Annotated in this window: 13 protein-coding genes and 1 pseudogene; 12 read left to right on the plus strand and 2 right to left on the minus strand. The window is 39.5% G+C overall.

The genetic code is table 11. The features are described 5' to 3' along the window. Positions 1-37: 37 nt before the first annotated feature. The 5 genes and pseudogenes from I588_RS06080 to I588_RS27690 all read left to right on the plus strand — a co-directional run. Positions 38-1,738 (plus strand): metallophosphoesterase family protein, encoded by a 1,701-nt coding sequence (locus tag I588_RS06080; RefSeq protein ID WP_010758092.1) that lies wholly within the window; start codon positions 38-40, stop codon positions 1,736-1,738. Positions 1,739-1,890: 152 nt separating this feature from the next. Further along, positions 1,891-2,889 (plus strand): LacI family DNA-binding transcriptional regulator, encoded by a 999-nt coding sequence (locus tag I588_RS06085; protein WP_010758093.1) that lies wholly within the window; start codon positions 1,891-1,893, stop codon positions 2,887-2,889. Between the two features lie 81 nt (positions 2,890-2,970). Beyond that, positions 2,971-3,141, plus strand: a complete 171-nt coding sequence (locus tag I588_RS27235) for a hypothetical protein (protein ID WP_010758094.1) — start codon at positions 2,971-2,973, stop codon at positions 3,139-3,141. 76 nt (positions 3,142-3,217) lie between these two features. Further along, positions 3,218-3,505, plus strand: a complete 288-nt coding sequence (locus tag I588_RS06090; RefSeq protein ID WP_081633032.1) for a nucleotide-binding protein — start codon at positions 3,218-3,220, stop codon at positions 3,503-3,505. Next, a pseudogene (locus I588_RS27690) lies at positions 3,487-3,615 on the plus strand (acetyltransferase); the annotation flags it as partial. The gene I588_RS06090 and the pseudogene I588_RS27690, both read left to right, overlap by 19 nt. A gap of 28 nt (positions 3,616-3,643) precedes the next feature. On the opposite strand, the gene I588_RS06095 reads toward I588_RS27690, so the two are convergent. Next, a complete protein-coding gene (locus I588_RS06095) occupies positions 3,644-3,850 on the minus strand; it encodes a helix-turn-helix domain-containing protein (protein ID WP_010758095.1) in 207 nt (68 codons plus the stop codon). A 12-nt stretch (positions 3,851-3,862) separates the two neighbouring features. Then, positions 3,863-4,390 carry a hypothetical protein gene (locus I588_RS06100; protein ID WP_010758096.1) on the minus strand — a complete coding sequence of 176 codons (528 nt, stop codon included), beginning with the start codon at positions 4,388-4,390 and terminating at the stop codon, positions 3,863-3,865. 558 nt (positions 4,391-4,948) lie between these two features. On the opposite strand from I588_RS06100, the gene I588_RS06105 reads away from it, so the two are divergent. From I588_RS06105 to celB, 7 genes are all read left to right on the plus strand, one after another. Continuing rightward, the gene (locus I588_RS06105) at positions 4,949-6,433 is read left to right on the plus strand and encodes an LPXTG cell wall anchor domain-containing protein (RefSeq protein ID WP_010758097.1); all 1,485 of its coding nucleotides are present in this window, start codon (positions 4,949-4,951) and stop codon (positions 6,431-6,433) included. Between the two features lie 279 nt (positions 6,434-6,712). Beyond that, the gene (locus tag I588_RS06110) at positions 6,713-8,146 is read left to right on the plus strand and encodes a 6-phospho-beta-glucosidase (RefSeq protein ID WP_010758098.1); all 1,434 of its coding nucleotides are present in this window, start codon (positions 6,713-6,715) and stop codon (positions 8,144-8,146) included. A gap of 45 nt (positions 8,147-8,191) precedes the next feature. Beyond that, positions 8,192-8,506, plus strand: a complete 315-nt coding sequence (locus I588_RS06115) for a PTS cellobiose transporter subunit IIB (RefSeq protein WP_010758099.1) — start codon at positions 8,192-8,194, stop codon at positions 8,504-8,506. Between the two features lie 16 nt (positions 8,507-8,522). After that, entirely contained in the window at positions 8,523-10,532 is a 2,010-nt protein-coding gene (locus I588_RS06120; protein ID WP_010758100.1) for a BglG family transcription antiterminator, read from the plus strand. 25 nt (positions 10,533-10,557) lie between these two features. Beyond that, on the plus strand, positions 10,558-10,881 hold the full coding sequence (locus I588_RS06125; RefSeq protein ID WP_010758101.1) for a PTS cellobiose transporter subunit IIA: 324 nt from the start codon (positions 10,558-10,560) through the stop codon (positions 10,879-10,881). A gap of 17 nt (positions 10,882-10,898) precedes the next feature. Then, positions 10,899-11,402, plus strand: a complete 504-nt coding sequence (locus I588_RS06130) for a hypothetical protein (protein WP_010758102.1) — start codon at positions 10,899-10,901, stop codon at positions 11,400-11,402. 20 nt (positions 11,403-11,422) lie between these two features. Further along, positions 11,423-12,787, plus strand: a complete 1,365-nt coding sequence (gene celB / locus I588_RS06135) for a PTS cellobiose transporter subunit IIC (RefSeq protein ID WP_016250042.1) — start codon at positions 11,423-11,425, stop codon at positions 12,785-12,787. Positions 12,788-13,286: the final 499 nt, after the last annotated feature.

Consider the following 13,286-nt stretch of genomic DNA (forward strand, 5'->3'; position numbering starts at 1 on the left):
ATAATGCGAGTAAACCCAGTGAGAACGAGGACACATGATGAAATCAGATAAAAATTTTTTGTCGCCAACACAGCAGTCTGCTTTGCCGGCCAATACCTTGCCCCCTGAGTTGGCTACCCGTTTTGAACTTTATCCAGAGAACAAACGGCGTCCGGTAAATAAAACACTTTTCAAAAATGAATACTTTCAACTGACCTGTAATATGAGAGATTTATCCTTAGCAATCTGTTCCCAAGGTGACATTGTTTATTCGGCAATTCCTTATGATACGGCTAGAAACTATATCCAACGAGCAGCAATTCAATACCTGCTGCATCCGCAAGCGGTTCGGAAATATGTGGAGTCTCACCAAGCTACATTGGAAAAATATTTGATGCTGAGTATTTTCCAAGTAACAGGTAAAAAAGTAGATGAGCATTCTCCCGAAGTTCAGCAAGCCTATCAAGCAATTTTTGATAACCCATTGTTTGAGATTCAAATTCTGGGACGTCTGCTGCAGCATGATGAAACTGGTCCGCTTTCTGCCAACTTGGCTGGGAAATTTTTGTTCAGTGAAAATATTAAAACAGGCATCTCGGAGTATATTTCCGAATACTTGAATTTTGTTGTTCAGCTGACCCATTCTCTGCCGATCATGACAGATGGACGAAATGCACAGCTTTTAGAAACGAGTAAGACTTCATCAATGAACCAGCCAACACAGCCGGTTTTATCGTATCAGTCAGATATCACTCCAGGCCTGGAGCTACTGCCGCAAGCAGTAAATCAAAGTATCAAAAATTCGATTGTATTGGCTAATCAAACGATGCCGGTTCGCAGCAAACCGTTATTACGTTCAGAATTTGGTCTAGAGCTGGCGGAGGTGCGGAAAAATTATGTCGCTCACAGTGTTCATCCGGGTGAACTAGAAGGTTACTTTGAAAATGTTCATTCAGCTGACAATTCCAATTTGATTAATGTAGTTTCGGATATGCATTCCTTAGATGGGCAGCTGCCTTTCACCAATCGGCACTTTAATATTTTGGCGGGCGATGCCTCCGATTCTCGAGTACACGACGAAGAAATTCGAGGAATTTACACGATCGGCAATCATGATTTAGTAGACGTGTTGCCGGAAACTCGGAATTTTGATGACCCTGGATGGGAAAAATGGCAGCCGTTTTTCCATTATGAATGGTTTCAACAGCTATTAAAGGATCCCGACGAAGCTTGGCCGCTGTTGCCAATAGGTGATCATGCGTTTTATGAAGTTGTTAAAACAGAGCTGCAACAGCGTTTTCCCAAATTGCATGTGCTGAACAACAGCAGTTTTCTTTACGAAGGAGTGCGCTATATTGGGCTGACAATCCCGGTAGCACTAACTCAGCGGAAAAAGTCGCAGCAAACGTTTATTTTACGGACGTTAGAAAATTTGGTGGGACAAGAGCCTGAGCGGCCAACGGTTTTGGTTTCCCATGCGCCGTTGTTTAACGAACTGAGTATGCTGTCGCCAAAAAGTGAAGCTTACAATCCAGCTTATTCTTGTTCAGAAGCAGCATTGGAAAAGCTATTTGAAAAATGTCAGATTATCGGAGCTATCCATGGGCATCACCATATTCCGGCGTCTTCACGCCGCTACCAATTTGTAGAGTTTGCGGGCCGGAAACGTTTTGTCGTTTGCTCGATTTATTCGAAAATCAATACTGGTTTGGAGTTGATAGACTTGTTGAATTCCAAAGTGATTAATCAGAAAAATTAAAATGCATGATCCAAACCAACGTTACTCAGAGGGTTTGGATCTTATTTTATTGATTCATCAGATCTTAAACTGTCTTTTCCCTCAATATATTGACAAATAGGGTAAAACCCCGTATCATTAGACTGAAATCGATACCATAGGTGGTGGAAAGTGTGGCAACAATCAAAGATGTCGCGAAACGAGCAGGACTTTCTGTTTCAACAGTTTCTAGATATTTAAACAAGCATCCATATATTTCAGAAGATAAACGAAAAAGAATTCAACAGGCGATGGAAGAACTTCATTATCGTCCTAGTACGGTTGCAACTCAGCTGCGTTCAAAAAAAGGAAAAATGATTGGGATTTTAGTTTCCCGCATTGTCAATCCATTTTTCTCTCAGCTGGTTGATGCTATTGAAAAATGTGCCAAGGCTAAAGGGTACAATGTTTTGGTAATGCAGACGTATGATGACCAGAATGCAGAGATCAATATGCTGGAAATGTTGAAGCAGCACGTTATCTCAGGTCTTATTATGTGTTCAATTGAAGGAGATCCCAAAGAAATTGAAGCCTATCAAGAGTATGGCCCAATTGTCTTATGCAATGAAGAAATCCCGGGATCTAAGCTGCCGCAATTGTATACCGATCAGGCGGCTGCCAGTTTTGAAGCGGTGGATTATCTGATTCAAAAAGGCTACAAACGGATTGCTTATTGTACTGGAGGAACGTTGACAACCGGCGGACACGGGAATTCTCGAACAGAAGGTTTTGAGAAAGCAATTAACCAACACAAGCTGCCAATGAAGATTGATTGGATTTTTAAACAGGTTCACACAATTCAAGATGGTCAGCAGGTAGCACGAAAAATGCTGGCGTTGCCTGAAACAAGTCGTCCCGATGCTGTATTTACCAGCAGTGATGAAGTAGCGATTGGCATTTTGAAAGAATATCTAGAGACTGGAAAACGGGTACCAGAGGATTTGGCTATTCTGGGTTTTGATAATCAGCCCTTTACAGATGTATTAGCAGTTCCCTTAACCACCATCGCTCAACCAGTAGAAGCCCTTGGTAGAGAATCTACCAATTTGATGATTGCAACCTTAGAGGAGCGAGCCTACGAGATCGATCAGTCTCAGCTAAACTTAACTTTGATTAAGCGAGAATCTGCATAAATAATACAGGCAAAAATCCCTCATCTAAAGTTAGTAGGTGAGGGATTTATCGTATAATAAAATAAAAAGGAGACGATTCGAATGCCCACTACAGAACTTGGGAATCTAATGGTTGTTTCTGGAATACTTTTTATGCTAATTCCGCCCGTCATTTTTTTGATTGCTATTTATTTTATTGTCAAACGGGCAGTTTACAAGGGAATGGAACAGTATCATTCTCGCAATAAAACTAATATCTCAACGGAAGAATAGTTCTACTTTTTTGTTCCAGCCTCACCTAAATAAAACTCGAATTCAAGTGAGCTCTGAATTGCTAGTAGCTAAAGGAATGTCCAGCAGCACAGCAAATATTGCGGCAGCTTCCAGCCACTCAGGAAAAACAACAATAACCTCAGGCCTGCTTCAGCTTTTACAGGAACAGGGTTTTAAGGTTCAGCCCTACAAGGTAGGTCCAGATTATGTTGATACAGAATATCATACTCGAATCACCGGGACAGCTTCGCGAAATTTAAATATTTTTTTAATCGAAGTCCCACTATGCTTGCGGGTTCCTTTATTGGAGCTGCTTTGCTTTGGAGCCAAATCGATCTGCATCGTCGATTTGATGAAGAGCTGATCGATTATCTGTTGGAAATAAAATGGTGGGATTGGTCAGCAGAAAAAATATTCCGGAACTTAGAGCAATTGTGTAGTGGTGATTTGACTAAAATAAAAATGGTTGGGTAAAAGGATTGGCAAAAACGCCAATCCTTTTTTAAGGTCTTCGATATTCAAACAAATCTCCGGGTTGGCAGTCTAATACTTCGCAGATAGCCTCTAAGGTAGAGAAACGAACAGCACTGACCTTGCCTGTTTTTAATTTTGACATATTTGCGTTGGTGATGCCGACTTCTTCAGCCAAATCCTTCAAGCTGATTTTTCGTTCGGCCATCATACGATCCAAGTGAACAATGATCGGCATGCTGCTACCTCCTTACACTGTGTCATCAGCCAGCTCCTGCAGAGAAATTGCGTAACGGAAAATGGCGCTGATGCTGTAGAGGACCAAGCCCATAACCAAGGTTAAATTGAGGCTAATTGACCAATAGAATTTACCTGATACGAATGAAGCAAACAAGGAGTAAATTTCTGGCTGTAGAATGCCCAGCCACAAAATAGCTTTGGCAATTCGACCAACCCTTTTATACATGATTTCGGAAAATGGGGTCAAACCTTCTGATAAATCATAGAAAATTTTGCTTCCTAACCAAAAAGCAAAGGCCCAAACTAAAAGTTGTGGCAACATGCTCAGCGTACTAGTGATGGCCTGTTGAGGTGCAGTCAGGTCACCGTCATAAAAAAAGCCTAAAATTACCAACCTATCAGTAGTTGAAACAACTGAATGATCATAAATAAGCAATTGCACCGCTAGATAAATACCCATAACCAAACTTCCAATCGCTAATAGTTTAAATAGCCCATCAATTACCCAAAATGTATCACGCGATTTTTTTAAATCCATTTCCTTCGCCTCCTCACCTATAGTATACCAAAAAATTATCGTTAAACAATAATTTTTTGTCATTTAACGATAATTCTCTATGTATTCCTGATGAAATATTTTTATAGAAAAGATGTATAATCACCGAATGGCTCAATTATTCTTCAATTCTGCGCTAAAAGAGTAAGTAATCTATTTTACTGTGTGTATTTTGGCTGATGAAAAAATAGAGCATTTATCATTTTTTACTAAGCTATAATTTAGTTATCTTTGATTGTTTCCTGAAAACAAAATTCATAACTTTGAACAGTTATATTATTTATAATTATTTTTAATATTAGAGGCTTTTCTATTTCCTTATAAAGTTATTCGGATGTTTTGGTGTTTATATTTCATAAATATATAGTATTTCGAAAAGTATTTTGTTATAATGGGCAAGTAAACTGAATTTCTTGTTATCATTTTTTGGAAACTACTAATTATCCATCAGCAAATATAAATGCGCAGGGATGATAAAAACACAAAGTAAGAAATCTAATCAATTTAACGAGATAATTCATTTAGAAGGAAGGGGAAAAAATGTTAAAAAAGAGTGTATATTTATTTTCAATTGCTGTACTAGGGATTGCTTGTTTTCCGACAGCTTCACTAGCCAGTGAAGCAAGTGTTGACGAAACTGGTCAAAGCAATGTAACTGCTGAATTTGTGGAAGCGCCTGCAATAGTAGAAGAAACCGAAGTTTTGCCAGCAGAAATTGAACCAACTGTTGAACCAACTATTGAACCAACTGAAGAAACGGCTGCGGTAGAGGAAGTACCTGTAATTGAAACTTCAGAAACTTTAAATAATAGCAATTTAGAAGAGGTAGCTGAGCAGCCAAAAGAAATAGCAGAATCAGAAATAAGTTCAGATACTTTGACTGAACCAGAATCTCAAAATGCCCCATCAGCAAAACCAACACAAATTGAAAATTTTGCTGCTAAGGAAGCACGTTCTTCAGGTTATCTTGATACAAATAATGATGGAAAAATTGTTGATCATGAGAAGGCTATCACTGACGAGAATGCCTCCATTACCTCTGATTATAATTTCATGCCTAATTTTGATGAGGTAACGGATTTTGAGGTTACAGGCAACTATACAGAAGGCTCGAGCAGCTTTGCGTTTGACTTGAACTCCCAAACTGGCGCTATCACTGTCACTTATAAAAATGTTGGTAGTTATAATGGGAAAGCTATCGATATGAAAATAACGGTAAAAAACTGGGAGATTTTACCAGGTAGTTACTACAGTCATATTCCTAAATTAACTATTTATAAAAAAAATGGGTTATCCCTCCAAGGAATAAAAAATGTCACAATGGGCTATTCCTTTTTAGATAATTTAACTTCTAGCCCAGTAGAGCTTTCGGGATTCTTTAATTTCACTGATATCGATTTAAGGCAAAGCATTGATATTTTTGACAACTGTAATGTTGAAAATTTCTATGTCTTGAAAGATAATAAGCTTTATTACAAAGTAAATGCTGGATATATTAAGATTGGTGAGATTGACAACAACAATACTAGAGATACGGATATGCTCAATTGGCTGACTTATACCTACAAAAATGTATCTTCTTTTGATATACGTTATAATCAAGAGGAAGAAACTGGTGCTTTCTTTTCGTACACTTATCAGGCGCCGGTAGTTATTGAAGAACCAAAACCAAAACCAGAACCAGAACCAAAACCAGAGCCAAAACCAGAGCCAAAACCAGAACCTGCACCTGCACCAGAAGAGCCTAAGAAGCCTGAATTGACAGAAGAGACCCCAGAAGAAGTGAAAGTGGTACCAAACGTGGTAACGGTATCCGCCCCTCAACCGCAAACAGTAGCAAAGGCGGAGCCTAAAGTGATTTCTCTAGGGGAAAAACAGGAAGTGAAGAAAATTGCTGAGGTGAAGCAATCAGTATTACCTCATACGGGGGAGAGTGCTACTAGTTGGTTAGCGATGCTAGGAAGCCTAATTCTATTAGTACTATCTGCATCTTCATTAAAAAAAGAAAAATTTTTTAAAAAATAGAACCATTTATTGAACGAGTAATCCTATTTATCGTAGTGGATAATTGAGGATTGCTCGTTTTTTGTTGTGATTCTATGGAGTATTTTACTAAATAGATTCTTTCTTTTTATAACGATAAGAAAGAATGGTAATTCTAAATAAAATCTGACTTTATCAGTTTTAGGGGTTATTTGTAGCGATAAGAACAACCTTCCGTAGTGCTAAGGAAAGAATCTGTATTCCCAAAGAAAGCGCTATCCATTATTCTAAGGACATAGAAAGAAAAGGGATGGTGAAGCAATGACAGGATTACCAGAGGATTTTTTATGGGGCGGGGCAGTAGCCGCACACCAGCTGGAAGGTGGCTGGCAGGAAGGCGGCAAAGGAATCAGCGTTGCCGATGTCATGACGATGGGTGGACCAGGTATACCTCGTGAAATTACAGATGGGGTTGTGGCAGGCAAAAATTACCCGAACCATGAAGCAATCGATTTTTATCATCGTTATAAGGAAGATATTGCTTTGTTTGCAGAAATGGGCTTCAAGTGTTTCCGAACGTCAATTGCCTGGACAAGAATTTTTCCTGAAGGGGATGAAGCAGAGCCGAACGAAGCTGGTTTGCAATTTTATGATGACTTGTTTGATGAGTGTTTGAAGTATGGTATCGAGCCGGTAGTTACGTTATCGCATTTTGAATTGCCTTTTACTTTAGTGAAGAAATACGGAGGCTTTACCAATCGTCAATCCATCGAGTTATTCGTGAAATTTGCCGAGGTTTGCTTCCAACGGTATAAAAATAAAGTAAAATATTGGATGACCTTCAATGAGATTAACAATCAAGCCAATTTTAATGAAGATTTCGCCCCGTTCACTAATTCTGGAATCATCTTTCAGGAAGGCGATAATCGGGAACAGATCATGTATCAGGCGGCTCACTATGAGCTGGTAGCTAGTGCCAAAGCGGTTCAAATCGGTAAAGCAATTAATCCAGATTTTGAAATCGGCTGTATGATTGCCATGGTGCCGATATATCCGAAAACCTGCAAACCGGCTGATATTTTAATGGCTCAAAAAGCGATGGAAAAACGCTACTATTTCACTGATGTTCATGTTTTCGGCGAATATCCAGGCTACATGAAGGCTTACTTTAACCGTAAGGGCTTTGACCTAGATATTACGGAAGAGGACCTAATAGAGTTGAAAAAAGGTACGATTGACTATATTGCCTTCAGCTATTACATGTCTTTTGCAATTGAACATCAGGCAGGCAATGAGACCTATGATTACGACGAATCTCGCGATTTGGTGAGAAATGAGTTTGTTCCAGCGTCTGACTGGGGCTGGCAGATTGACCCTGAAGGCCTGCGCTATTCGATGAACTGGTTTGCAGATCATTACCGACTGCCGCAGTTTATTGTAGAAAATGGCTTTGGAGCGATTGACGTTAAGGAGGAAGATGGTACTGTTAATGACCAGTACCGGATTGATTACTTAAAGGCACACATTGAGCAAATGATTAAAGCAGTAGTGGAAGACGGTATAGAATTAATGGGCTACACACCTTGGGGCTGTATTGATTTAGTCTCAGCTAGTACCGGTGAAATGAAAAAACGCTATGGATTTATTTATGTCGACAAAGACAATGAAGGGAACGGTACTTTAGCGCGTAGTAAAAAACTTTCTTTTGACTGGTATAAAAAAGTAATTGCCAGTAATGGGGTAGAGCTTAATTAGACGAGAGTTTAAAGGAAAAAACAACAACTTACGGGGGAATTTATCATGAAAAAAGCACTAATTATTTGCGCAGGCGGCATGTCATCTTCAGTGATTGCCAAAAAAACAACCGAATATTTACAAGGAAAAGGACAAGAAATTGAATTGGATGCGACTTCGGCTTCACAAGGGGCAACGACGATTGCTAAAGATGAATACGATCTATACTTAGTCAGCCCGCAAACGAAAATGTATTTTGCCAACTTGGAAAAAGCAGCCAACAAAACCAATAAACCAATCGTTAATATTCCGCCACAGGCCTATGTGCCAATACCAATGGGAATCGAAAAAATGGGGAAACTTGTGGAAGAAAATATCTAGATAAAGGTTGATCAACATGTTGAGTAAAAAAGAGACCCACATTCTTAAATTGCTATATGAGAACCAGCCTGACTATTTAACCAGTCAGGAGATGGCCGTCCGCTTAGGAGTATCTGACCGCACAGCTAGAAAATACTTGCATTTGTTGGAAGACACGTTGAAGGAAAAAGGTCTGGGGACAATTGAGGCTAAGCAGGGCTACGGCTATCGTTTAATAGTGGAAAATCAGGACAGCTTTCAAGTATTTTATTTGCAGGAAACCAAGTCCCAGCATTGTTCAAAGGACAAAGGAGCGATCCATGAAGCGCAGGACCGTCAGTATTATATTCTGAATCAATTGTTCTTTGAGCAAAAGGCGGTGTACGTTGATAATCTGGCAGAAGAATTGTATGTCTCTCGCTCAACGGTCTCCAATGATTTAGTGGAGATCAAAAAATTGTTGAAGCCTTATGAGATCGAATTAAGCAGTAAAAGTAATCGTGGGATTTTCGTGGTAGGCAGCGAGAAAAATATTCGGCATTTTATTATGAATTATTTCTTCTTGCAGCGCCTGCAGGATAATATCTACACCTTTTCTACTTACACCAACCTACTGGATGGAATCAGTATTGAAGAGATTGTGATTATTGTTTTAGATGAATGCCGCGAGGCTCGCTTAAAACTGTCGGACTTTATTATTTTCAATATTGTACTGCATATCGGCTTGGCGATTAAGCGACTACAAGCAGGCTTTGAAATTGAATATGCGCAAATGATTCAGCTGCCAGAGGATTCGGTGGAGTACCAGACGGCTTTGCGAATTGTTCAACGAATTACCCAAAGCATGTCAGTAGCATTTCCCCAAGAAGAGGCCAATTATATTGCCTTGCATTTGCGGAATAAGCTTACCGCTAAACGAGTGTTCCAAAAAACAAAGTACACAGAAGCTGAGATTAAGGCACAACTGTTGGAGGCATTAGCAGCTTTGGATGAGGAAACAGGCTACCAGCTGCAGCAGGATACGATCTTGATCGATGGCTTAATGATGCATTTCACGCCCTTTTTACTACGGCTGCAAAATAATATGAGCATTGAGAATCCATTGCTAGAGGAAATTCGTCAGCATTATGGTGAGCTATTAGAGCTGACAATTAAGTATTTATCCAAAATGCCGATTTTTCAATCTTATGAAATTACTGAAAGTGAATGGGCGTATTTAACTATTCATCTGACAGCTGCAGTGGAACGTTATCACAAGGATCAAAAGGCGCGAGTGCTGGTAATTTGTGCCACTGGTTTAGGCAGTTCACAAATGATCAAAAATCGTCTAGAGCGGGAATTTGGTTCAAAAATTTTGATTGATAAGGTGATCAGCTATTACGAAATTGCCGATCAGGATTTGGATCAGATTGATTTGATTATTTCTTCAATCAATTTGCCTAATGTGATTCATCATACACCAATTGTTTATGTCAGTGTTTTTGTTGGCGAGGAAGATATTAAAAAGATTAATCATGAGTTATCCGGTTTTATGCCAGCTCATTGTCTGATACCGAATGATAGCGGTGCAGATGCTGAGAAAAAAGCGCAGCAAATCGCTTTGATTCAGCAATGCTTTCGCCCAGAATTATTTCTCCAGCTGGAGACTGCTTCCACCAAAGAGGAAATTTTGGATCAGCTGATTGATCGGCTGGAGGCAGTGGAGCAAACGCCGATTAAGGAAGCCTTCGGTCAACAGCTTCGCTTGCGAGAAAGTTACAGCTCGGTAGCTTTTTCGCCTTACTTGGCAGTGCCGCACCCTATTGAGGCCGTTACGGAGGAAGCTTATGTAGCGGCAGCGATTGTACCGAAGGGAGTATTTTGGGAAGAAGAGTATCCAGACATTCAGTTGATATTCTTGATGTCGCCAGATAAGTTGGGACGGGTGGAATTAGAAAAGGTCAGCCATATGCTGGTACCGATTATTGAAGACGATGATTTTCGGAAAAAACTCGTAGCAAGTAGAGATTACCAGGAGTTTATTGCAAATTTGATTGAAAGTCTATAGAAGAGAAACGGCAGGAGTGAACAGGATGGATTCAGAAAAACTACAAGAAATCGCTTTTGAAATTATTTTGAGCAGCGGCGATGCCAGAACTTTGGTACACGAATCATTTCAACACATGCGGGACGGAAGCTTTGATGCCGCACAGCAAAAATTAGACGATGCCAACGAGTCGCTAGTTAAGGCTCATAAAGCTCAAACCGGACTGCTGCAGGAATATGCGGGTGGGGAAAAAATTGAAATGGAAATTATCATGGTTCATGCGCAGGATCATTTGATGACAACCATGACTTTAAAAGAAGTAGCCGCTGAAATGCTGGTTTTGTATCAGCGCCAAGCAGCGATTAAATAAGAAAGGTGCTGAGAGGCTTGAGTAAAAAAGGAACCGCTGAGTTAAAAAAAGAAACAGCTATGAAAAATTTTCGCTACAATCGTTTTTTGATCCTGCGCTATTTATTGGCGGCTTTCTTCTTCAGTAATCTGTATTGGCTATTGATGCTGTGGATGAGCCGCAGTTGGTATGGCCTTCTGCCGGCAAGCTTGCTGATCTTAACGCTGCCAGCAATTGCTGAACACGCAAAGCTTTATGGAGATATGACTGACCAAATCCAGGGAAAGTTACGCCATCATAAGTTTTATCAATCGATTCAATTGGGGATGAATCTGGTGATGTTAGTCATAAGCTTCACCCAAGGAGGCTTTCAACGGTTGTATCCTTTTTTGACGGTTTCTTCTCAAGCTAGAGCAGCCCTAGTCACTATTTTATTAGTCGGGATAGTACTGTCTGCTTTTTGTATTCAGCGAATACGCCGGATTTATTTACAAAAGGACAAACATTACAGCTACATTAAGGAGTTTGCGAAAACCAATTAGGAAAGTGAGTGAATAGAAGTATGGACGGATCAAACAGCAAGTTATTTACGTTCTTAGAAAAAACATTGATGGGACCTTTAGGAAAGTTAGCACAGTTCAAAATTGTGCGGGCGATTATGGGTGCTGGGATGGGGGCCATCCCGTTTACCATTGTTGGTTCGATGTTCTTAGTATTTAATATTTTGCCGATGACATTTCCTTTTTTAGAAAATATATTCAATTCAACCTTCTTTAGAGTTAGTGAATTATACATGTTAGCCAATAGTACAACAATGGGAATATTGGCTCTTTATTTCTGTGTTGGTTTGGGGTATGAATATACAAAAATTATCGCAGAAGAAGAAGATTTGAACATGGCACCAATTACTGGCGCATTACTTTCGCTGTTCTCATTCTTCATGGCCATTCCACAATTAGTATTTGAGAACGGTTCAATGGTACGAGTGAACGACGCAGAACAAGCAATTATCAACGGTTGGGCAATTGGCAGTGACGGAGTCGCTCGTTTAGGGACTGTCGGAATCTTTACGGGAATTATTATGGCGGTGATTGCTGTCCAATTGTATCGTTTATGTGTAGCAAAAAACTGGGTAATCCGCATGCCGGAGCAAGTTCCTGAAGGAGTTTCTCGTGCCTTCACTGCATTGATTCCTGCTTTCTTAGTCGCCTTTGTTGTATTGATTTTAGTCGGAATTTTAGTCGCCTTTAATACAGATATTTTCCAATTAGTTGCTATTCCATTTGGTTTCGTTACGGGATTGACCAACAGCTGGCTGGGAGTTATGGTCATTTACTTCTTAGTCCATGCTTTATGGTTAGTAGGTATTCACGGAGCCAATATCATTTTCTCACTGATTACTCCAATTACTTTGGGTAATATGGCAATGAATGCTGATGGTGCACATATTCCATTAGCGGGTGAGTTTAATAATGCCTTTGTAACGGTTGGAGGTTCAGGAGCTACATTAGGCTTTTGTTTCTTCCTAGTTTACATGGCGAAATCAGAACAATTGAAGGTGCTAGGAAAAGCAGCGTTGGTTCCAGCAATTTTCAATATCAATGAACCGCTAATTTTCGGTGTACCATTGATCTATAATCCATATTTAGCTATTCCGTTCTTCTTAGCACCAATGGCCTCTGCAAGTATTGCTTACTTTGCAATTCAGTTAGAAATTATTCGCCCGGTTATTGCCAATATGCCTTGGCCTTCACCAGTTGGCGTCGGTGCATTCATCAGTACAGGTGGCGACTGGAAGGCCGCAGTTGTAGCAATTATCTGCGCAGTGGTGGCCTTCATCATCTACTTGCCGTTTATCCGTTCGTATGATAAACGATTAGTTAACGAAGAATTGGCGAACTTAAAGGAAGCAGAAGCAACAGTATAAACGCAAAAATCTCAGAACGACCTAAAAGAGTTTAACTTCTTTTAGGTCGTTTTTTGTGTCTTGAAAAACAGTGGGACAAGCCAAAAAGAAAAATCAATTGAATTAGTGAGAAGCAACTGCTTTTTTACTTCAAAAGATCAGCTTACTTTTCAATCATTCACAAAAAAATATTTCTTAATGGCGCGATTCAAGTGGGAGGGATGCCTTGAAAAAATGTTAAAAGATCAGATTTGTGTAATGCAGGTTACGTTGAAATCAGGATATTTTTTCTCTCCATTATTTTGTTGAGTAATTTAATCGTAAAAGGAGGCTTTAAAATACTTAGGTAACTTATTTCTAGGTTAAATAGGTCGGATATTAGGCGAGCTCACTAAAAGTTTAACTTTTTCATTAGATTCGTTTAACATATTTTTATTCTAATTAACACGATTAAAATAGATTCATTTTCTCTATTTTCTTTTAAAAAAATGAAGTTTTATCTATTTAGATAAAAAACTCT

Source organism: Enterococcus pallens ATCC BAA-351 (assembly GCF_000407485.1).
GTDB lineage: Bacteria > Bacillota > Bacilli > Lactobacillales > Enterococcaceae > Enterococcus_A > Enterococcus_A pallens.